The organism is Streptomyces sp. NPDC040718, from assembly GCF_055593565.1.
On the sequence record NZ_JBVIXO010000007.1, the window covers coordinates 155570 to 177479 of the forward strand.

Annotated in this window: 20 protein-coding genes and 1 tRNA gene; 9 read left to right on the forward strand and 12 right to left on the reverse strand. The window is 72.2% G+C overall.

The window, feature by feature from the left end; genetic code table 11:
* Positions 1–684: 684 nt before the first annotated feature.
* Entirely contained in the window at positions 685–933 is a 249-nt protein-coding gene (locus tag ACZ597_RS19910; protein WP_471331701.1) for a hypothetical protein, read from the forward strand.
* Between the two features lie 239 nt (positions 934–1172).
* On the opposite strand, the gene ACZ597_RS19915 is transcribed toward ACZ597_RS19910, so the two are convergent.
* Positions 1173–1244, reverse strand: a tRNA-Pro gene (locus ACZ597_RS19915).
* A gap of 666 nt (positions 1245–1910) precedes the next feature.
* Between ACZ597_RS19915 and ACZ597_RS19920 the strand changes: the two genes are divergently transcribed.
* Positions 1911–2066, forward strand: a complete 156-nt coding sequence (locus ACZ597_RS19920) for a hypothetical protein (protein WP_471331703.1) — start codon at positions 1911–1913, stop codon at positions 2064–2066.
* A gap of 442 nt (positions 2067–2508) precedes the next feature.
* Here the strand turns inward: ACZ597_RS19920 and ACZ597_RS19925 are convergent, their stop codons facing one another.
* Positions 2509–3120, reverse strand: a complete 612-nt coding sequence (locus tag ACZ597_RS19925; RefSeq protein WP_471331705.1) for a hypothetical protein — start codon at positions 3118–3120, stop codon at positions 2509–2511.
* A gap of 459 nt (positions 3121–3579) precedes the next feature.
* On the opposite strand from ACZ597_RS19925, the gene ACZ597_RS19930 reads away from it, so the two are divergent.
* Positions 3580–3861 (forward strand): hypothetical protein, encoded by a 282-nt coding sequence (locus tag ACZ597_RS19930; RefSeq protein ID WP_471331707.1) that lies wholly within the window; start codon positions 3580–3582, stop codon positions 3859–3861.
* Positions 3862–3997: 136 nt separating this feature from the next.
* Here the strand turns inward: ACZ597_RS19930 and ACZ597_RS19935 are convergent, their stop codons facing one another.
* The 4 genes from ACZ597_RS19935 to ACZ597_RS19950 all read right to left on the reverse strand — a co-directional run bounded on the left by ACZ597_RS19935 (position 3998) and on the right by ACZ597_RS19950 (position 6680).
* On the reverse strand, positions 3998–4486 hold the full coding sequence (locus ACZ597_RS19935; protein WP_471331710.1) for a DUF6099 family protein: 489 nt from the start codon (positions 4484–4486) through the stop codon (positions 3998–4000).
* Positions 4487–4608: 122 nt separating this feature from the next.
* Positions 4609–5004 carry a nucleotide pyrophosphohydrolase gene (locus ACZ597_RS19940; protein WP_471331712.1) on the reverse strand — a complete coding sequence of 132 codons (396 nt, stop codon included), beginning with the start codon at positions 5002–5004 and terminating at the stop codon, positions 4609–4611.
* The gene (locus ACZ597_RS19945) at positions 5001–6218 is read right to left on the reverse strand and encodes an AAA family ATPase (protein WP_471331714.1); all 1218 of its coding nucleotides are present in this window, start codon (positions 6216–6218) and stop codon (positions 5001–5003) included. The genes ACZ597_RS19940 and ACZ597_RS19945 overlap by 4 nt, the downstream gene beginning before the upstream one ends.
* A gap of 66 nt (positions 6219–6284) precedes the next feature.
* Entirely contained in the window at positions 6285–6680 is a 396-nt protein-coding gene (locus ACZ597_RS19950) for a cell division protein SepF (protein WP_125606022.1), read from the reverse strand.
* Positions 6681–6778: 98 nt separating this feature from the next.
* Here ACZ597_RS19950 and ACZ597_RS19955 point away from each other — a divergent pair, with 98 nt between their 5' ends.
* From ACZ597_RS19955 to ACZ597_RS19965, 3 genes are read left to right on the forward strand one after another with little or no spacing between them, the layout of a single operon-like run.
* Positions 6779–7444 carry a TetR/AcrR family transcriptional regulator gene (locus ACZ597_RS19955; RefSeq protein WP_471331717.1) on the forward strand — a complete coding sequence of 222 codons (666 nt, stop codon included), beginning with the start codon at positions 6779–6781 and terminating at the stop codon, positions 7442–7444.
* Between the two features lie 43 nt (positions 7445–7487).
* Positions 7488–8225: a DUF2470 domain-containing protein gene (locus ACZ597_RS19960; protein WP_471331719.1), complete on the forward strand. Its 738-nt coding sequence runs from the start codon at positions 7488–7490 to the stop codon at positions 8223–8225.
* Positions 8226–8267: 42 nt separating this feature from the next.
* Positions 8268–9188: an NADP-dependent oxidoreductase gene (locus tag ACZ597_RS19965; protein ID WP_471331722.1), complete on the forward strand. Its 921-nt coding sequence runs from the start codon at positions 8268–8270 to the stop codon at positions 9186–9188.
* A 115-nt stretch (positions 9189–9303) separates the two neighbouring features.
* Here ACZ597_RS19965 and ACZ597_RS19970 read toward each other — a convergent pair whose 3' ends face one another.
* From ACZ597_RS19970 to ACZ597_RS19995, 6 genes are read right to left on the reverse strand one after another with little or no spacing between them, the layout of a single operon-like run.
* Positions 9304–10626: an LLM class flavin-dependent oxidoreductase gene (locus tag ACZ597_RS19970; RefSeq protein WP_471331725.1), complete on the reverse strand. Its 1323-nt coding sequence runs from the start codon at positions 10624–10626 to the stop codon at positions 9304–9306.
* A 52-nt stretch (positions 10627–10678) separates the two neighbouring features.
* The gene (locus ACZ597_RS19975; RefSeq protein WP_471331728.1) at positions 10679–11623 is read right to left on the reverse strand and encodes an ABC transporter permease; all 945 of its coding nucleotides are present in this window, start codon (positions 11621–11623) and stop codon (positions 10679–10681) included.
* Complete coding sequence (locus tag ACZ597_RS19980) at positions 11620–12441, reverse strand: ABC transporter ATP-binding protein (RefSeq protein ID WP_471331731.1); 822 nt, start codon at positions 12439–12441, stop codon at positions 11620–11622. Before ACZ597_RS19980 ends, ACZ597_RS19975 begins: the two co-directional genes overlap by 4 nt.
* A 6-nt stretch (positions 12442–12447) precedes the next feature.
* Positions 12448–13494: an ABC transporter substrate-binding protein gene (locus ACZ597_RS19985; RefSeq protein ID WP_471331733.1), complete on the reverse strand. Its 1047-nt coding sequence runs from the start codon at positions 13492–13494 to the stop codon at positions 12448–12450.
* Between the two features lie 14 nt (positions 13495–13508).
* Positions 13509–14051, reverse strand: coding sequence for an NADPH-dependent FMN reductase (gene ssuE, locus ACZ597_RS19990; protein ID WP_471331734.1), 543 nt, complete (start codon positions 14049–14051; stop codon positions 13509–13511).
* Positions 14052–14077: 26 nt separating this feature from the next.
* Positions 14078–15031: a TauD/TfdA dioxygenase family protein gene (locus tag ACZ597_RS19995; protein ID WP_471331737.1), complete on the reverse strand. Its 954-nt coding sequence runs from the start codon at positions 15029–15031 to the stop codon at positions 14078–14080.
* A gap of 1698 nt (positions 15032–16729) precedes the next feature.
* On the opposite strand from ACZ597_RS19995, the gene ACZ597_RS20000 reads away from it, so the two are divergent.
* From ACZ597_RS20000 to meaB, 3 genes are read left to right on the forward strand one after another with little or no spacing between them, the layout of a single operon-like run.
* Positions 16730–18601 carry a methylmalonyl-CoA mutase family protein gene (locus ACZ597_RS20000; RefSeq protein WP_471331740.1) on the forward strand — a complete coding sequence of 624 codons (1872 nt, stop codon included), beginning with the start codon at positions 16730–16732 and terminating at the stop codon, positions 18599–18601.
* Positions 18591–20810, forward strand: coding sequence for a methylmalonyl-CoA mutase (gene scpA, locus ACZ597_RS20005; protein ID WP_471331743.1), 2220 nt, complete (start codon positions 18591–18593; stop codon positions 20808–20810). The genes ACZ597_RS20000 and scpA overlap by 11 nt, the downstream gene beginning before the upstream one ends.
* 12 nt (positions 20811–20822) lie before the next feature.
* Complete coding sequence (meaB, locus tag ACZ597_RS20010) at positions 20823–21809, forward strand: methylmalonyl Co-A mutase-associated GTPase MeaB (protein ID WP_471331745.1); 987 nt, start codon at positions 20823–20825, stop codon at positions 21807–21809.
* The last annotated feature ends 101 nt before the right edge of the window (positions 21810–21910 follow it).

Here is a 21910-nt window from a genome sequence, read left to right on the forward strand (position 1 = left end):
GGCCAGATGGCGAGCGGCTACCACCGGGAACACACTTGAGGTATGGAGATGACCGAAGTCTATGCATCTACATGCGCGGTCGTCATCCCTGCCCTTGGTCTCGCGGGAATCCTGGAAGTGCGCGCCCTTCGCAAGAGGACAGAGCGCCCTGTCAAACGATATGACGCCACTGTGCGCTCGCTCTTCGACAGGGTGGGAAAAGGCGCGAGCACTACTCAGGGTGAAATAGACGCGCTGGTAGCTCGCCGCAAGAAGATGCGAAGAACTTACATTTGCTTGTGGGCTACCTCCATGGTTTGGTACCCAGTCTTGGCGTATCTTGCATACCTGCAAGCGCGGCCAACAGACTTCACCAGCCAAACCACACGACCACGAAGGAGAATGAGAGAGGCTTAGATCTGCCGAAGCTCCTCAACCACCGCGGAGAGATCCGAGAGGATCGACGGGGCGTTGCCATGCCGGCGCCCCGTCATCGCGATGCAGCGGCCGGTTCCGTAGATCTCCACGGCCGTACCGTCGGGACGTCTGATGCGGCGTCCGGACGTCCGCGCGGCCCCAGATGTGCAAGCCGTCACCGAACGGGGACACCTCTAGGTAGGTGGCGCCCGCGTCGCGAACGACGGCAGCAGCCCACGACCGGGTCCGGGCGGCCTCGGTGCCGCCCTCGTTGGCGCTGCTCAGCGCATGCTGAAGAAGGTCCTGGGGAAGCTTGCCGTCCCGCCGATCGACGTCGCGGCCAGCGAAGCGTGGGAGCGCGGGGACACGGTGTTCATCCGCAAGTTCTCCCCGGCACCCGGCAAGCAGGACACCGACCTTGCGACGGCGATCCGCGACGTCACGGCCCTCGGGTGGACGCTCGCCTCGTCGCAGTTCGACGGGCAGGGCCTCCAGCGGCACGCGAACTTGGTGTTCACCCGGCCGTCGTCCTCTTAGCCCCACGCCCCGCCCGGTGCGATACCGTGCGGGCATGGAGCGTCGGCGTCAGGTCCTACTCGAAGCGGTTTCGACTACGGACCCCTGCCCGCATTGCCAGACAGACTTCCCGGCGGAGTACCGCGCCCAAGTCGTGGGTGAAGAAGACGCATGGACGCTGACGTGTGGCTCCCACTTGGACGCCACGGCATCGGCACTCATCTGCGTGGGACGTCCTCCGAACCTCCGGAGGGGTTGAGTCGGGACGGCAGGGATCGAACTTGCGACCACCCGGCCCCAAACCGGGTGCGCTACCTCTGCGCCACGTCCCGCTGCACGTCGGGCTATACGATGACCCGACCTATCCGCCCCAGTAGGGCAGACCGCAAGGAGTCAGCGTGTGGGCCCGCGCGTGGATCTACACCCGCCTTGCAATCATCTACGTCGCCCTTGCAACTGTCCGCACCGTTAAGGGCGCGCTCTGGGCGTGCGCAGGAGCCTTCGTGGTGCTGTGGGCCTGGATCCTCTTCATGGGTGCCTTCATCTGGGACACGGAGCCCGAGCAGCAGCCTTCAGCCGCGACGGCCGCGCCTTCGCCGTCGCCTACCCCGGACACCCGGATCGGTTGGCTGGTGGACGGAGCACACTGCGCTGATGGCTGGCCATCTCCGTCCATCGGTCAGCGCGGAGCGTGCAGCCACCACGGCGGCGTTCGCTACTCCTACCGTTCAACAATTGGTGACCTCACCAATTGCCCGCCGGGGCTCCAGCCCTTGACGCTCGAAGCAGCCATTGACCTCAGCTTGCCCTCAGGCCTCGTGGACTGCGTGTCGCCAGCCGCCCCAAAGTCATCCAGACCGTGAGGCCCGGGTGTTGGCCGTCGCGGGCAGCGGCGCCCGACGTTTCCTGACGCCTGGATCCCCTAGTGACGCCTGGACCGTCCCTCTCGACGGTCCTTGCGTGCGCCGATCGCACTGGTGGTTGCGCCCGATAGCGCGGTGATCATTGCAGCGCCCGCGACCACCCACTCGGTCTTGCCGCCCGCACTCGCCGCCACCGGCGTGGTCTTCTCGATCGTCTTCTCAATCGTGATCGTCACCGTCGGCCCCTCCATGAACGCCCACTCTGTGACGATGACGATCGGCGCCCTCTGAGTAACGGCCGGGGGCGCCTCGGTCAGCTGTGGCGGCCACGGGCGCAGATCCGTCGGGGCGCCGCGGGCCCCGCCGGTCTCCCCGGGGCTGATAGGGCGGCTCAGTGGCCCCGGAGGGCGGTGAGCCGTCGTGTCTTGGGACCGCCGACGCCGCTCGACCGCGCTCTACCCGGAGGAGAGTTCGGGGAGCGCAGGAGCGGCGCCGGCCGTCGAGGGAGCGGACCGTCCGCCAGTCGCGACGGTCGCCGTTCTGCCCTCTGCTAGCGCTATGGGGGAGACCGGTACTGGCGTCAGGCGCCCTCGTCCACCTCGACGGGGCTGGACATGCAAACTTCCCCTCTGGGTAAGGAGCCGCTCCTCGACGGGTCTCGTCGACAGTTCGAGAGCGGCGACGCCAGGCAGATTCACCTGATACCGCCACCCAGCGCCGATCAATTCCGTTATCAAGCCGTTACCTGATCCTCCTCGTCGGCCTCCGGTCGTGAGGCCCACACGATCTCTAGCCGCTTTTCGGCGTTCTCCGCGGCGGATCCATGCTTCGACGCGACCGGGGCAACAGTCACACTGTCGACGAAGAGAGCGAGGAACGACCGCCGTTCCGCGACGTTCCAACGCGCCCATACCCTCTCGGGGTCGAATGGGTTGCCGGCGCCGGCCTCCGTCCATTCGTCGATCGGGAGGCGGGCGGACGTCGTGGCCGACGCCCTCAGTTCGTCAATGCGCTGGGCACACCGGGCTTCGTGCGCCGCGTACTTCGCCATGGTGTCGCGGAACGCCTTACGCGCCGTCGGGCCGACGTAGGCTTCCCGGTCTTCGCTCAGCTCCTCAATGCTCTGCTGGACATGTTGAAGCTGCGCCTCCTGCTCTGCAAGCTCCGCGGCGGCCTCCGGGTCGGCGCCCTGCACAGCAAAGCGCTCAGCAGCCACTGAGAGCCATTCGACGTCGTCCGGGTCACTGGCGTCCAGAGCTCCCAGCCGTGCCCACACGCGCTCTGCGACGATCCGGTCGGCATGGTCCATGCCGATGCGGAGGACATGCTTCTTTTCGTCGCCCACGGAACGCCGCAGGTTGCACACGTACGCTCCGGCGCCAGTCCGAGAAACCGTCATCCCGGACGTGCATCGGCCACAACGGAGACATCCCCACGACCCGAGGAGCGTCATCTCCCCTGTCCGGTCCATACGACGCTCTCGTTTGCGTCCGTTGAGCGTCTCACGCGTCGAAGCCCAGGTCCTCGGTGGCCTTGGCGACGGTCAGGAGGGTGTCGTAACTCGCGCCCTGCTGCGGTTCGGTGAAAATGCGAAGATCCATGCTCCCCATCCTGCCCTTCCCACCCCTGCCGGGTGAATCTGCGTCAACCGGAAGGCCCACCCCCCGCCCCGCCAGTGACCAGCGCCGATGGGGATCGTTGGCTCGGACGGAGCCGGACCGCCCGGCCCGCGCGCCGGCGGCCTCCCGCCGATGCGTCCACCGCCCCCTTCCGCACCGGAAGGGCCAGGGCCGAGGAGGCCGCCATGTCCCACGAGTCCGCGCCAGAGCATCCCGGACAGACCGGACAGGCAGCACACGACCACGCACGCCAGGAGTCCGCGGCACCCGCCCAGGGAGGCGCGCCGAAGGGCCTGCTCCAGCAGATGGAGGAGCTGATGGCGGCGCTGAACGCCGACCTCTCCCAGCTCGACGCCGACCTCCAGCACTCCGCGGACCGCACTCCCCCGGCCGCGCCGGCGGCCCCCGGCGGCCGCGCGTACGAGGGCGAGCTCCGCTCCGACCGCCCCTCCGACCGGCCCTTCTGACCGCACGGGGTCCCGTCGCGCGCGGCGGGACCCCTCGGCCACGCACCGGATCGGCCGCGCACCCGCCGGACCGCGCACCCGCCGGACCGCGCACCGGATCGGCCGCGCACCGGCTCGGCCCGGGCCCGCTTCCGGTTCAGCTCACGCCCGACGCCGAGCCCCGCTCGCGTACGGCCGCCATCCGACGCAGCAGTGCCCGCACCCGGTCGCTCGACTCGTCCGCCGCGTCGATCGACTCTATGCACTGCCAGTACAGGCCCTCGTCGTCCGTCGCGCAGGCCACCCCGACGAGGGCTATGCCGACCTCGCCGAGCAGTTCCTGGAGCCCGAGCAGCCCCTGCCGCATGTCGGCCATCCCGGTCAGCTGGGCCGCCCTCGGCGGCTGTTCGGGCGGTCTTCCCTCACCCCTCAGGGCCGCCCGGTCGATGACCCCGCACCCTCTGCCTCCGGCTTCTCCCAGCCCCCGTGCCTCCGCTCTCAGCTCCGGCGGCCCGGTGACCGCCAGCCAGCTCCCCATGCCCTGCGCGAGCGCCTGCGCCTGCCAGGCCTCGCCCACGATGTCCCATGCCTCCCCGCTCCGCGCCAGCGCGTGCCGGCAGGCCGCGATGAGCCGTACCGCATCCATATGCCGTCCCCCGTCCGCACGACATCCCGCCGTTCTCCACTACCCAGAGTGAAGGCAACGAGCCAGTAAAGCCAGGGGTATTCGGAAATCTGTGGACACAAACATGGTTGTGGACGACGCCATCACTCCGAAGAGTGACGATCTGGGGTCGAAGTACCGGTTACCGGGAAGCGGCGCTCGTTCCTCTCGATCTTCGCGGCCAGCGCATCCAGCACATCAACCCCGAGAACCTCACAGAACTGCAGCAGGTACGCCATCACGTCGGCGACCTCGTCGGCCACTCTGTGTGCGCTTTCGGGCTCTTCCATGACCGCCGCCGACTGTTCCGGAGTCAGCCACTGGAAGATCTCGACCAGTTCGGCGGCTTCCACGCTCAGGGCGACGGCCAGGTTCTTGGGCGTGTGGTACGGGGCCCAGTCCCGGGCGGCCGCGAAATCGGCCAGCCGTCGCTGGAGTCGGTACAGGCGTTCGCCTTGCGGAGGAGCGGGCCCGTCACCCGTGGGTGCTGCGTCGTTCATGGGGACAGGTCTACCACTGAGACGCCGGGGACCCCCCGTCCGGTTCCCGCGGTGTCCTCGCCGACCGCCGCCACCAGCCTGATGTGCCCGCGGCCGCCGGACAGCAGGGCCAGCCGCAGCAGTTCGGCGGCCTGCGGGCGGTCCAGCCCCCGGTCGAGGCCGTCGGCGAGCACGGTGAGGGCCTGGCGGGCGGAGAGCAGTTCGGCGGCCGGGTCCACTTCCAGCACCCCGGGTCCGGTGAGCAGGACGAGGGCGTGCGCCAGGAAGCGCAGTTCGCCCGCGCCGAGCCGGTCCAGGCCGGTCGCGGGGCGGCCCGGGCCGCGGTCCAGTACGGCGGCCACGAGGCCGGGGCCGCCGGCGGCGGCCCGTACGTCCAGCCCCGCCACCGGCCCGGCGCAGCCGGCCCGCGCCGCCCCGGCCAGCAGCGCGTGGCGGGTGCCGCATTCGTGGCGGGTCCGGCGCAGTACGTCGGCCAGGTTGCCGCAGTCGGTCCGCAGCCGGCCCTCGCCGGCCGGGACGGGCGCCCGCATCCGGCCGGGGTCCGGGTCGCAGGCGAACACCGCGCGCAGGGCCACCACCACCTGCTCGGCGGCGGCCAGCACCCGGCGCTGTCCCGCCGTGGAACCGGCGACGCGCAGCGGCAGCAGTCCGGTGCCGAGGCGGTCGTCGGGCATCGGCGCGCGGGTCACCCCGACGGTGCCGCCGGTGAACCAGGCGGCCTCGACGGTGCGCCGGCGCGGGTCGCGCAGGGCGGTGGTGAGCAGGATCCGGCCGTCCTGGGAGAGCCGTTCGCCGGCGATGCGCAGCACGGGCTCGGCCTGGACCGCGAGGTCGAGGCGGACGGGGCCGGAGGGGCCGTCGACGGTGCAGCCGAGGCGGAAGCCGCGCCGCCCGCCGCCGTCGGGGAGGGCCCGCTCGGGCACCCGGGAGCCGGGATCGGGGAACACCTCGCGCAGGGCGGCCCCGGAGGCGAGTCCGGCGAGCGCCCGGTAGGCGTCCAGGGCCTGGGACTTGCCGCTGCCGCTGCGGCCGGTGAAGAGGGTCACGGGGCCCAGCGGGAACACGGCCGCCCGGTGCGGCCCGAAGGCGGAGAGCCGCAGCTCGGTGACGGTCGGGCGTAACGGGCTGTCAGCCGTGGGCTCGTCGCGGGGCGGTGTGGCGGTCGGGGCGGCGGCGGGCCCGCCGGGCCCCGCCGCGTCCAGGATGGCGTCCATGGCCGGACGGTACGGTCCGCCCGGGTGCGGGGGTGCCCGCCGAACCGTTCCGCCGCCGCGACCTTCCTACGATCGGGGGACGGCGGCCGCCGCGATCCCCTCCACCTCGGTGCCCACCGGGGCCAGCAGGAAGACGTTGCGGTCGACGCGGTGCATGCCGCTGCCCAGACCGAAGACCACACCGCTGCTGAAGTCGAGGATCCGCTTGGCCACTTCGCTGTCCGCGCCGGTGAGGTCCAGGAGTACGGGGATCTGCGCGATCAGGTACTCCGCCACCTCCCGCGCGTCCGCGAAGATCTGGACCCGGATCACCACGAAGCGCCGCTGTTCCGCCGCGGCCGCTCCGGGGGCCTTGGGGATGGTGCGGTGGTCCACCCGGGAGGGCCATTCGTTGCGACTGCGCAGGGGTACCACCTGCGCGAGTCCCTCCCACTGCTCGTCGGTGACGTCGTACCTGCTCACCGGGCCGCCTCGGCCGTGCGCTTCATGTGCATCCACCCATCCTCTCGTGTTTCACCCGTTCAGCCCAACACCGACACGAAGCACGTAGGGTCGCCGCCATGACCAATGGCGACGAGGTCCGCACGTTGAGCGACATCGCGGGCTCCGGCCCCGCCCGGCGCGGCGCGGCGGGGAGCGCCGGGCGGCCCGCGCGGCCGCTGCGGCGCGAGGACGCCATCCGCAACCGCGAGCAGATCCTCGCCGCCGCGGAGCAGCTGTTCACCGAGCGGGACCCGCGCGGCGTGACGATGGACCACATAGCCAAGGCGGCGGGCGTCGGCCGGGCCACGCTCTACCGCCGGTTCCCCGATCCCGCTTCGGTGGCCGCCGCCCTCCTGGAGGAGCACGAGCGGATCCTGCGCGGGCGCCTCGCGTTCGGGCCGCCGCCGCTGGGGCCCGGCGCTCCGCCGGCGCAGCGGCTGGCCGCCTTCTACGCGGCGGCCCTGGAGCACCTGGAACGGCACCTCCCGCTGGCCCTGGGCATCGGCCCGGGCCCGGCCCGGTTCGCGGGCGGCACGTACCGGCACTGGCGCGAACACGTCCGGGCCCTGCTCGTGGAGGCCGGCGCCGACGATCCCGACGTCAGCGTGGACGTCCTGCTCAGCCCGCTCTCCCCGGAGGTCTACCAGTTCCAGCGGCACACCCTGGGGTTCGCGCCGGCGCGGATCGCCGAGACGCTCGGCCGGCTGGCGCGCGGGGTACTCCCCGACTCACGGATAGGTTAGGTTAGGCATACCTAAGTCAATCTCGGATGAGGGAGAGATCCGCATGCGCCTGCCCGGTGCCCCCGCCGCCACGCCCCCCGCCCGGCCCACCGAGGCGGAACTGGTCCGCTCCGTCCTCGCAGCCGCCCACTCCATGACGGTCGTCATCGACGGCGTGCGCCACGAGGTCCGCAACCTGGACGGCGGGGACGTGCTCGGCCGGCTGCACCTGCACCCCTCCGCACCCCTGGCCGGGCACCACGCCTCGCTGCCGGACGACGGACTGCCCTCCATCCGGCTGGAGTTCACCGACGTCGCCCCGACGCCCGTACGCGACCGGGTGCGCGCCCGCGTCACCGTCCTGGGCCACCTGCTGACCCCCTGGGCCGACGAGGCGTCCACCCCGGGGACCACCACCTGCGTGGAGTACGGCCAAGCGGTCCTGGAGACCGCGCACGGGACCTCGTACATCGGGCTGGACGAGCTGGACGAGGCCTGGCCCGACCCGCTGGCCCCGTACGAGGCGGGCATGCTCACCCACCTCCTCGACGACCACCCCGAGCTGGTGACCCTGCTCCTGCGGCTGGTACGGCCGCTGCCCTCGGCCGCCGTCGTCCGCGCACTGCCGCTCGCCATGGACCGGTACGGGATCACCCTGCGCCTGGAAGAGCGCACCGGCCACCGCGACGTACGGCTGCCCTTCCCCTCCGTCCTCGACGACGTCGACCGGGCGGGCACCCAGATCCAGGCGCTGCTCAGCGCGGCCCGGCGGCGCTCGCACCGCAACTCCCTGCCGGCCTGACGGGCCGGAATACCCGGCCGCGGACCCGCGTTGGGAGCGATCATGAAGGCCATCGCATACAGCGCATACGGAACTCCCGCCACACTCCAGCTCGTTGACTTGCCGCAGCCCAAGGTGGGCCCGGGCGAGGTGCTCGTCCGAGTCAAGGCGGCCGGGGTCAACCCGGTGGACTGGAAGCTCGCCGCCGGATACCTCGACCCCATCCTCGAAGTCCGCTACCCGGTCATACCCGGCTGGGACGTGGCCGGAGTCGTCGAAGCGGTGGGTGAGGACACCTTCGACTACGCCGTCGGCGACGAGGTCTACGGCTACGTCCGCAAGGAGTGGGTCGAACTCGGCACGTACGCCGAGCTGGTCTCCGCCCCCGTCCGCACGCTCGCCCGCAAGCCCCGCGAGCTCAGCTTCGAGCAGGCCGCGGGCATCCCGCTGGCCGGCCTCACCGCGTACCAGTCGCTCACCCGCGCCGGCCTCAAGGCCGGGGAGACCGTGGTCATCCACTCCGCGGCCGGGGGCACCGGATCCTTCGGCGTGCAGATCGCGGTCGCGCTCGGCCTGCGGGTCATCGGTACGGCGGGCGCGCACAACCACGACTACCTGCGCTCCCTCGGTGCGGAGCCCGTGCTGTACGGGGAGGGGCTGGCCGACCGGATCCGCGAGCTCGCGCCCGACGGCATCGACGCGGGCCTGGACTTCTACGGCGACGACGTCATCGAGACGCTCCAGTCCCTGGTCCGGGAACGCCACCGGGTGGTCTCCATCGCCGACTACAACGCGGCCGCCAAGGGTGCCCACCAGCTGTGGGTACGCCCGGACACCGCCGACCTGACCTTCCTGGCGGAACTGGCCGACGCGGGGAAGCTCACGGTCAACGTGGAGCACGCGCTGCCGCTCGCCGAGGCCGCCAAGGCCTGGGAGCTGAGCGCCGCGGGCCGCACCCGCGGCAAGATCGTCCTGACGGTCTGAGCGCCGGCCGGGCGCGGTCGGGGCCGCGTGCGGTCGGCCCCCGCACGGTCCGGGCCGGGAACGGGCGGGCCCCCGGAGCCCGCGCTCCGGGGGCCCGCCCGTTCCCCTCCCCCGCCTACCGGGTGTGGCGGTTGACGGGGCGCGGCAGGCCGTAGTTCTCGCGCAGGGTGCGCCCCGTGTACTCAGTGCGGAACAGACCGCGGTCCTGGAGGATCGGCACGACCTGGTCGACGAAGTCGGTGAGGCCGGTGGGCAGGACGGGCGCCATGATGTTGAAGCCGTCGGCGGCGCCCCGGGTGAACCACTCCTCCAGCTGGTCCGCGATCTGCTCGGGGGTGCCCGCGTAGACGCGGTGGCCGCGGCCGGCGCCGAGGCGGGCGATCAGCTCCCGCAGGGTGAGCCCGTCGCGGCGGGCGATCTCGGCGACGAGCGTGAAGCGGCTCTTGTTGCCGTTGATCTCCCGCTCCTCGGGGAGTTCGGGCAGCGGCCCGTCGAGGTCGGCGCCGGTGAGGTCGGTGCCCAGCATCCCGGACAGCTGGGCGAGCCCGTACTCGGGGACCTGGAGCTCGGTGAGCTCCCGCTCCAGGGCCTTCGCCTCTGCCTCGGTGGCACCGATGACGGGGGCGATGCCGGGCAGGACGAGCAGCTCGTCCTCGCTGCGGCCGTACCGGGCGAGGCGGGACTTGAGGTCCTTGTAGAACGTCTGGCCGTCGGCGAGGGTCTGCTGCGCGGTGAAGACGGCCTCGGCGTACTGGGCCGCGAACTCCTTGCCCGACTCGGACGAGCCGGCCTGCACGAGCAGCGGGTGGCCCTGCGGGGAGCGGGGCACGTTGAGGGGTCCCGCGACGCCGAAGTACTCGCCCTTGTGCGCGGCGGGGTGGAGCTTGTCGATGTCGGCGTAGATGCCGCGCTCCTTGTCGAGGACGATCGCGTCGTCCTCCCAGCTGTCCCAGAGCTTGGTGGCGACGTCGAGGAACTCGCGGGCCCGGTCGTAGCGCAGCCCGTGCTCCAGGTGCTCCTCGCGGTTGAAGTTGCGGGCCTCGTCGAGGGTGCCGGAGGTGACGATGTTCCAGCCGGCGCGGCCGCCGCTGATGTGGTCCAGGGAGGCGAACTTGCGGGCGAGGTTGTAGGGCTCGTTGAAGGTGGTGGAGACGGTGGCGATCAGCCCGATGTGCTCGGTGACGGCGGCGATCGCGGAGAGCAGGGTGATCGGCTCGAAGCCGCCGAGGGCGTTGTACCGGGCCTTGCCCCACAGGGCCACGCCGTCCGCGAAGAAGATCGAGTCCAAGCGTCCGCGTTCGGCGGTGCGGGCCAGCTCCTGGAAGTAGCGCACGTCGGTGACGCGCTCGGGACTGCTCGCCGGGTGCCGCCAGGCGGCGTCGTGGTGGCCGGCGTTCATCAGGAAGGCGTTGAGGTGGAGCGTGCGGGGTGCGGGCATGTCTGTTCCCTGGGTCGGGCGGGCAGGCGGGGACGGGACGCGGGGCCGGGGGTCAGGCGGGGACGCGCCAGAGGCTGAGGCGGCGTTCGACCGCCACCAGGACCTGGTTGAAGGCCACGCCGATCGCCGAGATCGTGACGATCCCCGCGTACATCTGCGGAATGGCGAAGTTGAACTGCGAGGCGTTGATCAGGTAGCCGAGGCCCGCCTTGGCCCCGATCATCTCGGCGGCCACCAGGACCAGGATCGACACGGCCCCGGCCAGGCGGATGCCCGTGAAGACGGCCGGGACGGAGGCCGGCAGGATCACCTTCTGGAAGAGCCTGGGGGTGGAGAGGTCCATCGACCGGGCCAGCCGGACCAGGGTGGGGTCCGCGTTTCCGACGGCGCTGATGGTGTTCAGCAGGATCGGCCAGACGCAGGCGTAGACGACGATCGACACCTTCGAGGTCTCCCCGATGCCGAGGAGCAGGACGAAGACGGGGAGCAGCGCGAGGGCCGCCGTGTTGCGGAACAGCTCCAGCAGCGGGCCGAGGAACGCCGCGACGGGCCGGTACCAGCCGATCAGGAGCCCGAGCGGGACCGCCACCACGACGGCGATGGCGAAGCCGCCGAAGGACCGGGTGAGGCTGGCCCGGGCGTGCTCGCCGAGCTGACCGTCGCCGAGCAGCTCCCACCAGGCCCGGGCCACCTCGCTGACCGGGGGCAGGAAGGTGGCGTCGGCCAGGCCGAGCCGGGGCGCGGCCTCCCACAGCACGAGCAGGGCGAGGACCGCAGCCGACCGCAGCAGCCCGGCCCGCAGCCACCGCAGTACGGGAACCCCCCGGCCCGGCCGGCGGACGGCCGGCGCGGCGGCGGGGGCCGCCGGCCGCGCCGCGTCCCGTACGGGCCCCGGGTCCGCGGGGACCGGCCCGGCGGGGACGGGCGTGCGGGCCCGGCCGCGCGGGGACGGTGCCTGCCCGGCGAGGGTGGCGGTGGCGGGTGCGTCGGTGCTCATACGGCGGCCTCTTCCTTCTCCAGTTGCTGGGCGCGGGCCACCTCGTCGTGGAGCAGGCTCCAGATCTCGTGGCGGTAGCGGGCGAACTCGGGGCTGGAGCGCAGGTCCTCGCCGGTGGCCCCGGTGAGCCGGTCGCCGAGCGAGACCGGGACCACCTCCTTGACGCGGCCCGGCCGGGAGGTGATGACGGCCACCCGCTGCCCGAGGTACACGGCCTCCTCGATGCCGTGCGTGATGAAGACGACCGTCTTGCCGGTCCGCTGCCAGATGCGCCGCAGCTCGTCCTGGAGGGACTCGCGGGTCTGCGCGTCCAGCGCGGCGAAGGGCTCGTCCATCAGCAGCACGTCCGGGTCGTACGCCAGCGAGCGGGCGATCGCGACCCGCTGGCGCATGCCGCCGGACAGCTCGTGCGGATGCCGGTCCTCGAATCCTCCGAGTCCCACCAGCTCCAGGAACTCACGGGCCCTCGCCGCTCGTTGCCTGCGCGGGACGCCGGTGGCCTCCAGGCCGAACTCGACGTTGCCGAGCGCGGTGCGCCAGGGCAGGAGGGCGTACTGCTGGAAGACGATGCCCCGGTCCAGTCCCGGCCCGGTGACGGGCTCGCCGTCGAGCAGGATGCGGCCGGAGGTGGGCCGGGTGAGACCGCCGAGGAGGTCCAGGAGGGTGGACTTGCCGCAGCCGCTGGGGCCGACGACGACCAGGAACTCACCCGCCCCGACCTCCAGGTCGATCCCGTCGAGCGCGGTGAACTCACCGGCGCCCCTTCCCCCCTTCACCGGGAACGTCTTGCTCACGGACTCGAACACGATCTTGGCCATGCCGGTTCAGCCCTTCCCCTGGCCGTTGAACTCGTTGGTGTACAGATCGGCGGCCTTGAGCCGGCCGGGCTTGATCTCGCCCTGCTCGCCGAGCCGGTCCAGCCACAGCTGGAACTCCTTGTCCTCGATCCGCCCGTACTGCCCGGCGACCCCGTAGGAGCGCCAGTACCGGAGGGTGGCGGTGTCCTCGTTGCGGCCGCGCTTCTTGACGATCTCGGTCTGGCGGGCGATGACCTCCTCGCGCGGGGTGGTGCGCGACCATTCGATGGCCTTGCCGACCCCGGTGACGAAGGTGCGGACGGTGTCCGGGTTCTCCTTCACGAACTGCTTCGTCATCACGTACGAGCCGGCGCTGAACCTGCCGAGCAGGTCGTAGTCGCTGAACAGCGGCCTGATCCCGCCGGCCGCGACCGCCTTGTCGCGCAGTACGCCGCCCAGCACACCGACCTCGATCTGCTTCTGCCGCAGCACCTGCTCGGTGTTGACGGGCGGCACGACGAGCGCCTCGACCTTGGCGGCATCCGCCTTCGAGATCCCGTTGCGGCTCAGGTAGATGTCCAGGAGGGCCTGGGCGTGCGCGCCCAGGGTGTTCATGCCGACCTTCTTGCCGAGCAGGTCGCGGGCGGAGCGGATCGGGCTGTCCTCCAGGACGTAGTAGCCGCTGTACGCGTCCTGGTCGACGCCGTAGTAGGAGATGACGGACGTGATCGGGGCCTTGCCGGCGACGAGTTTGACGATGGCGCCGTTGAAGGCGCCGCCGAAGTGGATCTGGCCGGTGGCGGCGGACTGGATGTCCTGAGGGCCGCTGATGGTGTTGCCGACCCATTCCAGCTTGAGGTTCCCGAGGTAGCCGAGGTCGGCGGCCAGCTCGGGGAGGGTGACGGCGCCCACGTTGCCCTGGTACTTGAGCGTGGTGACCTGGCCGCCGCCGGAGCGGCCGGGGCCGCCTCCGGTGGCGGTGGCCGTCCCGCAGCTCACCGCGGCCGCCGAGATGCCGAGCAGGGTCAGGAACTGGCGCCGGGAGCGGGTGGCCGTGGTGGGTGCTGCGGACATGACGGATCCTCGGGTTACGGGACGGTGGTGAGGGCGGGGAGCGCGTCGGCGAACTCGTCGACGGCCTGGAAGAGGTCAAGTTCCGCCTCGGGGCGCAGCCGGTCGGGGCCGGCTCCGCGCTCGACGGAGGAGTCCAGGACGAACCGCCCGGCGGTGACGTGCCGGGCGCCGAGGGCCGCGAGCACCGGGCGCAGGGCGTAGTCGATGGCCAGGACGTGGGCGAGGCTGCCACCGGTGGCGAGCGGCAGTACGGTCTTCCCCGCCAGGCCGTCCTGCGGGAGCAGGTCGAGGAAGGCCTTGAGAAGCCCGGTGTACGAGGCCTTGTAGACCGGGGTCGCGATGACCAGGCCGTCGGCTTCGGCCACGGCCTCCAGGGCGCGGCGGATCTCCGGCGCACCGCGCCGCGCGGACAGCAGGTCGGCGGCGGGGAGGGTGCGTACGGACAGGTGCCCGCTCTCGAACCCGGCGTGGGCCAGGCGCCGCAGCACGTGGCCGGCGACGACCTCGGTGCGGGAGTGGGCGGAGGGGCTGCCGGTGAGGGCGAGCAGCTTGGGCACGGCGTACTCCGTTCTGGGGTGGTGGGTCAGACGGCGGTCGAGGCTCCGGACGCGATGCCGAAGGACGGCTCCGGAACGGCCTCGGGGCTGATCAGGCGGGAGGGCACCCCGTCGGGCCCGACCGGGACGTCGCCGTCGACGGTGACGCGGCGCAGGGTGCGCTCGTGGTCGCCGGAGTCGTCGACGCCGTAGTGCTGGGTGGCGCGGTTGTCCCAGATCGCGACGTCACCGGCCCGCCACTGCCAGCGCACGGTGTTCTCGGGGCTCTCGACGTGCGCCTGGAAGAGGTCGACCAGGGCCCGCGAGTCCCGCCCGGCCAGACCGGCGATCCGCTGCACGAAGTTGCCGAGGAGCAGCGTCCGCTCACCGGTCTCGGGGTGGACGCGGACCACCGGGTGCTCGGTGAGGAACTTGGTGGAGGTGAACACCTCGCGGTACTGGGCGAGGGCCTCGGGCAGGGCGTCCGGCTTGAGGGCGGCGTAGTCGTACTCGTTGGAGTGGACGGCGCGCAGCCCGTCGGCGAGCGCCCGCAGCGGCTCGGGCAGGTGGGCGTAGGCGGTGGCGGTGTTGGCCCACAGGGTGTTGCCGCCGTACGGGGGGACGGTGACGGCCCGCAGGATCGAGAAGGCGGGATAGGCCGGGACGAAGGTCACGTCGGTGTGCCACTGGTTGGCGCGGGCGCCGTGGTGGGAGTCGATGCCGAGGGCGTACCGGCCGTCCGCGGACGGGACGGTGGGGTGCGCGACGGGCGTCCCGAGCAGCCGGGCGAAGGCCTCGTGGGAGTCTTCGTCGAGGTGGTCCTGGCCGCCGAAGAAGACGACCTTGTGAGCGAGCAGGGCGGCCCTGATCTCGGCGACGGTCTCGGCGGCGAGCTCGCCGCCCAGGCGTACGCCACCGATCTCGGCGCCGATGCGGCCTCCGATCTTCGTGACGGTCGTGTCGGTGTCGGTGTCGGTGGCTGTGGCAGTGGCGGTGGCCATGAGGACTCCTCGTACGTGTTTCCGCAGCGGAAGAAATGGGCGCGGGAAGATCCCGGACCCGGAGGTACGCCGGGACGGGGCGGTGTGACGGGAACGGCGGGGGCTGCGCGCCGGACCCCGGCGGCGATCACGCGGCGGGGATGCGGGGCGGCCGGGGGCCGACGGGTCGGGGGCTCAGGCCCCGAGAAGGGCCGGACAGCGGCCCGGACACTGGCCCGGCGCGCGACAGGGGCCGGAGGTGTGGAGCCGCGGGGCGAGGTACGCGTTCGCGGTCATGGCCCGGAGCCTGTCAGCGCCACCACACGGGGTCAACCCCCGCCCCACGCCCCCGCGAAGCCCCACCACAAGGCCGCTGACCTGCTATTTCCCCCCGCTGCGCGGCCGAAAACACCTGGCCGGATTTCACGGCCCCGCAACGCCCTCGCCATGTCGCCTCGGGGTCGGTGGGGGCGGTGTCCTGGCAGGGCGGGATCACAGCCGGTTTGGGGGTTTCCCGTCAGTCCCATCGTCCTTCCGTGTCGTGCCGGTCCCTCAAGGGCGCTCCTTCGTCGCGTCGCTTCGCGATGGCCTTCGGCCACCCTTGACCGACCGACCCGCCCCGGAAAGCCGAAAGACTGCCGGGAAACCCCCAAAAGAACGGTCACCGGGCAGGAGGAGGGGAGCGGCCGCGTCAGCGATGAGACGAGGGGCCGGGGCTCGCCCTGCCGGGCATCCGGGCCCTCAACAGTCGCCATTCCGGACCAGGGGCGCGACTACCCGCACGAGAAGTCGATCAGAGCGGCCCGGCAAGCCCCCGGGCGCACCAGATCGCTACGCGCTCCTGTCGTCTCGGCGTCCGACGACCATCCCGGGCTGATACCCGCACCAGAGGACGAACAGGGCAGCCCAGGGAGCGGGTGGGCGCGTCAGATCGCTCCGCACTCCTCCCGGCTCGGCGTCGAACGGCCGTCTGGGGCCGGGATGGGAGAGGAAAAGGGCGGTCGATCGACTTCGAAGGGCGGATCGCCCCTCTCACAGGGCCTTGGCGGCCCGTCGGAGTCTCCGGGTGTCCTTTTCATCCAACGTCTCGTGACAGCAGCGGCTCCGGACGGTCGGCGGACGCTGAGAAATGAGGAGCGCGTAGCGATCTGGTGCGCCTGGGTGCTCCGCAGGGCCATCTGGTCGACGTCTCGTGCGGGTGGTCGCGCCCCCGGCCCTGAACCAGGGATCAAGGGCCCGGATGCCCGGTCGGCCAACGCCCGGCCCCTCGCCTCATCGCTGACGGACCCGTCCCTCTCCCCTGGACCGTGCCGTTCTTTTGGGGGTTTCCCGGCAGTCTTTCGGCTTTCCGGGGCGGGACGGACTGTCAAGGGTCGCCGAAGGCGATCACGAAGTGACGCGACCGAAGGGAGCGCCCTTGACAGGCCGGCCCGACACGGAAGGACGATGGGACTGACGGGAAACCCCCAAACCCTCCCTGAGACGGTCCGGGCAGGACACCGCCCACCGACACCCGCACCCGCCCCCACGCCGGCCCGGCCGTACTCCCCCAGACCCCCGCGACGGTCCTGCCGGCCCGCGTTCCGCGACCCGGCGGCGCCCACCACCGCGCCCGCCACCGCGCCCGCCACCGCCGCCGCTGGTGGGCTCATCTGAGAGTGCGAGATCACATCCGATGGTTCTGGTAACTGCCGAGTAGCCACCCCTAGCATTCGAGCCATGACGGTCCTGCCTGACGACGGGCTCTCCCTGGCCGCCGAATTTCCTGACACGACACATGAGCAGTGGCAACGCCTCGTCGAGGGCGTACTGCGCAAGTCGGGCAAGGAAGTCACCGGCGAGGCAGCGGAAGCAGCACTGTCCACCAAGCTCGAGGACGGGCTCATCACCCGCCCGCTGTACACGGCGCGCCCCGACCCGGACGGCCCCGACACCGGCTTCCCGGGGTTCGCGCCCTTCGTACGGGGCGGTACCCCCGAGGGCAACAGCGCCTCGGGCTGGGACGTGCGCCAGCGCATCGCGGGCAGTGATCCGGTACGGGTCAACGAGGCGGCCCTCGCCGACCTGGAGAACGGGACCACCTCGCTCTGGCTGACCGTCGGCCGGCACGGCATCCCCGCCGAGGGCCTGGGCCGCGCCCTGGCAGACGTCTACCTCGACCTCGCACCGGTCACCCTCGACGCCGGCGCCGAATACGCCGGCGCCGCGCGCGCGTTGCTCGCCCTGTACGCGGAGCGCGAGGTGGCCCCCGAGGCCGCCCGTGCCGCGCTGGGCATCGACCCCCTGGGCCACGAGGCCCGCACCGGCGAGGCCCTGGACACCGCGCCCGCCGTCGAGCTGGCCCGCGAGGCGGCCGCGTCCTGGCCGGGCGTGCGCGCCCTGACCGTGGACGCCCTGCCGTACCACGAGGCCGGCGGCTCCGCGGCCGAGGAGCTCGGCCTTTCCCTGGCCACGGGCGTCGCGTACCTGCGCGCCCTGACGGAGGCCGGCGTCGACACCGAAGCCGCCTTCGGGCAGCTGGAGTTCCGCTACTCCGCGACCGCCGACCAGTTCCTTACCATCGCCAAGCTGCGCGCCGCCCGCCGGCTGTGGGCCCGGATCGCCGAGGCCTGCGGCGCGGCCGGGGCGGGCGCCCAGCGGCAGCACGCCGTCACCTCGCCGGTGATGATGACCCGCCGCGACCCGTGGGTGAACATGCTGCGGACCACCGTCGCCTGCATGGCGGCGGGCGTGGGCGGCGCGGACTCCGTCACCGTGCTCCCCTTCGACAGCGAGCTGGGCCTGCCGGACGCCTTCGCGCGCCGGATCGCCCGCAACACCTCGACCGTCCTCCTGGAGGAGTCGCACCTGGCCCGGGTGATCGACCCGGCGGGCGGCTCGTACTACGTGGAGCAGCTCACCGACGAACTGGCCCACGCGGCCTGGGAGTTCTTCCAGACCGTCGAGCGTGCGGGCGGCCAGGCCGCCGCGCTGCGCTCCGGGCTGGTCGCGGAGCGGCTCGCGGCGACCTGGGCGGCGCGTTCGAAGAAGCTGGCGACCCGCCGCGAGCCGGTCACCGGTGTCAGCGAGTTCCCGCTGCTGTCGGAGAAGCCCCTCGTCCGCGAGGCGGCCCCGGCCGCCCCCTCCGGCGGTCTGCCGCGGGTGCGGCGCGACGAGGCGTACGAGGCGCTGCGCGCCCGCAGCGACGCGCACCTGGAGGCCACCGGCGCCCGGCCGCGGGTCTTCCTCGCCGCCCTCGGCCCGGCCTCCGCGCACACCGCGCGCGCGACCTTCGCGTCGAACCTCTTCCAGGCGGGCGGCATCGAGCCCGTGCACGACCCGGTGTCGGTGGACGCGGCGAACGCCGCCGAGGCGTACGCGGCGAGCGGCGCGGACGGTGTGGCGGTGCTGTGCTCCGGCGACGCGCTGTACGAGGAGCAGGCCGCGGCCGTGGCCGCCGCCCTGCGCGGGGCCGGCGCGACGACCGTGTTCCTCGCGGGCAAGCCCGGCACCTGCGCCGACGACGTGGACGAGTACGTCTTCGCCGGCTGCGACGCGGTCGCCGTGCTGTCCTCCGTACTCGACCGGATGGGAGTCCCCCATGGCCAGTGAGCGCCGTGTGAGCAGCATCCCCGATTTCTCCGAGCTCGCCCTCGGGGCGGGCCCGCGCGGTGCCACCGAGGACCAGTGGCGTGCGGCGGTGAAGGAGTCCACCGGGACCACCCCCGCCGACCTGCTGTGGGAGACGCCCGAGGGCATCGGCGTGCAGCCGCTGTACACGGGCCGGGACCTGGAGGGGCTGGACTTCCTGCAGACCTACCCGGGCGCGGCCCCGTACCTGCGCGGCCCGTACCCGACGATGTACGTGAACCAGCCCTGGACGATCCGGCAGTACGCCGGCTTCTCCACGGCCGAGGAGTCGAACGCCTTCTACCGGCGCAACCTGGCGTCGGGTCAGAAGGGCCTGTCGGTGGCCTTCGACCTGCCGACGCACCGCGGGTACGACAGCGACCACCCGCGCGTGACGGGCGACGTCGGCATGGCGGGCGTGGCGATCGACTCGATCTACGACATGCGGCAGCTGTTCGACGGGATCCCGCTGGACAAGATGTCGGTGTCGATGACGATGAACGGCGCGGTGCTGCCGGTCCTCGCGCTGTACATCGTGGCGGCGGAGGAGCAGGGCGTCTCGCCCGACAAGCTCGCGGGGACCATCCAGAACGACATCCTCAAGGAGTTCATGGTCCGCAACACCTACATCTATCCGCCGAAGCCCTCGATGCGGATCATCTCGGACATCTTCTCCTTCACCTCGCAGAAGATGCCGCGCTACAACTCCATCTCGATCTCCGGGTACCACATCCAGGAGGCGGGGGCCACGGCGGACCTCGAGCTGGCGTACACCCTCGCGGACGGTGTGGAGTACCTGCGGGCCGGGCGGGGTGCCGGGCTGGACGTGGACGCGTTCGCGCCGCGCCTGTCGTTCTTCTGGGCGATCGGCATGAACTTCTTCATGGAGGTCGCGAAGCTGCGCGCGGCACGCCTGCTGTGGGCGAAGCTGGTGAAGGAGTTCGACCCGAAGAACGCCAAGTCCCTCTCCCTGCGCACCCATTCGCAGACGTCGGGCTGGTCGCTGACGGCACAGGACGTCTTCAACAACGTCACGCGCACGTGCATCGAGGCGATGGCGGCCACCCAGGGCCACACCCAGTCGCTGCACACCAACGCCCTCGACGAGGCCCTCGCGCTGCCGACGGACTTCTCGGCGCGCATCGCCCGCAACACCCAGCTGCTGCTCCAGCAGGAGTCGGGGACCTGCCGGTCGATCGACCCGTGGGGCGGCAGCGCGTACGTGGAGAAGCTGACGTACGACCTGGCGCGCCGGGCGTGGCAGCACATCCAGGAGGTCGAGGCGGCCGGCGGCATGGCGCAGGCCATCGACGCGGGCATCCCGAAGCTGCGCGTGGAGGAGGCGGCCGCCCGTACGCAGGCGCGGATCGACTCGGGCCGGCAACCGGTGATCGGCGTGAACAAGTACCGGGTGGAGAACGACGAGCAGATCGACGTCCTCGTCGTGGACAACTCCTCGGTGCGCGCCCAGCAGATCGCCAAGCTGCGGCGGCTGCGCGAGGAGCGCGACGAGGCGCGTACGCAGGACGCGCTGCGGGCGCTGACGAACGCCGCGGAGCGCGGGGCCGGCCAGGGTCTGGAGGGCAACCTCCTGGCACTGGCGGTGGACGCGGCGCGGGCCAAGGCGACCGTCGGTGAGATCTCCGACGCACTGGAGAAGGTGTACGGACGGCACGCGAGCCAGATCCGTACGATCTCGGGTGTGTACCGCACCGAAGCAGGCGAGTCCCCGTCCGTGGAGCGCACCCGTGCGCTCGTCGACCGGTTCGAGGAGGCGGAGGGCCGCCGTCCGCGCATCCTGGTCGCGAAGATGGGCCAGGACGGCCACGACCGCGGTCAGAAGGTCATCGCGACGGCCTTCGCCGACCTGGGCTTCGACGTGGACGTCGGCCCGCTGTTCCAGACCCCCGCGGAGGTGGCCCGCCAGGCCGTCGAGGCGGACGTCCACGTGGTGGGCGTCTCGTCGCTGGCGGCCGGCCACCTGACCCTCGTACCGGCGCTGCGCGAGCAGCTGGCGGAGGAGGGGCGCGAGGACATCATGATCGTGGTGGGCGGTGTGATCCCGCCGGCCGACGTGCCGACGCTGCTGGAGATGGGTGCGACGGCGGTCTTCCCGCCCGGCACGGTCATCCCGGACGCGGCCCACGACCTGGTGACGCGGCTGGCCGCGGACCTGGGCCACGAGCTGTAGGCGGCCGAGCGGATGCCCCCGAAGATCGACATCGACGTGTACGTGAAGGGCGTGCTCGACGGGAAGCGCGCGCACATCGCGCGCGCCATCACCATCGTCGAGTCCACCCGGGCGGATCACCGCGCCCTGGCCCAGCGGCTGCTGACGGAGCTCCTGCCGCACACGGGCAAAGCGCGCCGGATCGGCATCAGCGGGGTGCCGGGGGTGGGCAAGTCCACCTTCATCGACGCGTTCGGCTCGATGCTGACGGGCCTCGGGCACCGGGTCGCCGTCCTGGCGGTCGACCCGTCCTCGACCCGTACGGGCGGCTCCATCCTGGGTGACAAGACCCGGATGGAGCGGCTCGCGGTCGACCCGGCGGCTTTCGTCCGGCCCTCCCCGTCGGCGGGGACGCTGGGCGGGGTCGCGAAGGCCACGCGCGAGTCGATGATCGTGATGGAGGCGGCGGGCTACGACGTGGTCCTCGTCGAGACGGTCGGCGTGGGCCAGTCGGAGACCACGGTCGCGGGAATGGTGGACTCCTTCCTGCTCCTCTCCCTGGCCCGTACGGGCGACCAGCTCCAGGGCATCAAGAAGGGCGTCCTGGAACTGGCGGACGTCCTCGCGGTGAACAAGGCGGACGGCCCGCACGAGCGTGACGCGAAGGCCGCCGCCCGGGAGCTGTCGGGCGCGCTGCGCCTGATGCACCCGGCGGACGCGGCGTGGACCCCGCCGGTGCTGACGTGCAGCGCGCGGGAGTCGGCGGGGCTGGACGAGGTCTGGAACCGTCTGGAGCAGCACCGGACGGTCCTGGAGACGGGCGGCCGGCTGGCGGCGAAGCGGGCGGCGCAGCAGGTGGAGTGGACCTGGTCGATGGTCCGCGACGAGCTGCTGGAGCGGCTGCGCTCGGACCCGGCCGTACGGGAGCTGGCCCCGTCGCTGGAAGCGGCCGTCCGGGCCGGTACGGTCACCGCGACATCGGCGGCGGACCGGATCCTGGGGGCGTTCGGGGCTTCCTGAGCCGGCGGCAGCCGCGTGTCTCCGATCCCGGGCTCCGTGTCCGTGACCCCCGTGACGTCGTGTCCGTTGCGGGGGTCCCACGGGGCCCGGGATTCGTGCGT

Coding starts and splice junctions, on each gene's coding strand:
- ACZ597_RS19985 (WP_471331733.1), bottom strand. CDS start 13,494: ATGTCCGCAGCACCCACCACGGCCACCCGCTCCCGGCGCCAGTTCCTG.
- ACZ597_RS19995 (WP_471331737.1), bottom strand. CDS start 15,031: ATGGCCACCGCCACTGCCACAGCCACCGACACCGACACCGACACGACC.
- ACZ597_RS19970 (WP_471331725.1), bottom strand. CDS start 10,626: ATGCCCGCACCCCGCACGCTCCACCTCAACGCCTTCCTGATGAACGCC.
- ACZ597_RS19930 (WP_471331707.1), top strand. CDS start 3,580: ATGTCCCACGAGTCCGCGCCAGAGCATCCCGGACAGACCGGACAGGCA.
- ACZ597_RS19980 (WP_471331731.1), bottom strand. CDS start 12,441: ATGGCCAAGATCGTGTTCGAGTCCGTGAGCAAGACGTTCCCGGTGAAG.
- ACZ597_RS19960 (WP_471331719.1), top strand. CDS start 7,488: ATGCGCCTGCCCGGTGCCCCCGCCGCCACGCCCCCCGCCCGGCCCACC.
- ACZ597_RS19940 (WP_471331712.1), bottom strand. CDS start 5,004: ATGAACGACGCAGCACCCACGGGTGACGGGCCCGCTCCTCCGCAAGGC.
- ACZ597_RS19910 (WP_471331701.1), top strand. CDS start 685: ATGCTGAAGAAGGTCCTGGGGAAGCTTGCCGTCCCGCCGATCGACGTC.
- ACZ597_RS19935 (WP_471331710.1), bottom strand. CDS start 4,486: ATGGATGCGGTACGGCTCATCGCGGCCTGCCGGCACGCGCTGGCGCGG.
- ACZ597_RS19945 (WP_471331714.1), bottom strand. CDS start 6,218: ATGGACGCCATCCTGGACGCGGCGGGGCCCGGCGGGCCCGCCGCCGCC.
- ACZ597_RS20000 (WP_471331740.1), top strand. CDS start 16,730: ATGACGGTCCTGCCTGACGACGGGCTCTCCCTGGCCGCCGAATTTCCT.
- meaB (WP_471331745.1), top strand. CDS start 20,823: ATGCCCCCGAAGATCGACATCGACGTGTACGTGAAGGGCGTGCTCGAC.
- ACZ597_RS19965 (WP_471331722.1), top strand. CDS start 8,268: ATGAAGGCCATCGCATACAGCGCATACGGAACTCCCGCCACACTCCAG.
- ACZ597_RS19975 (WP_471331728.1), bottom strand. CDS start 11,623: ATGAGCACCGACGCACCCGCCACCGCCACCCTCGCCGGGCAGGCACCG.
- ACZ597_RS19955 (WP_471331717.1), top strand. CDS start 6,779: ATGACCAATGGCGACGAGGTCCGCACGTTGAGCGACATCGCGGGCTCC.
- scpA (WP_471331743.1), top strand. CDS start 18,591: ATGGCCAGTGAGCGCCGTGTGAGCAGCATCCCCGATTTCTCCGAGCTC.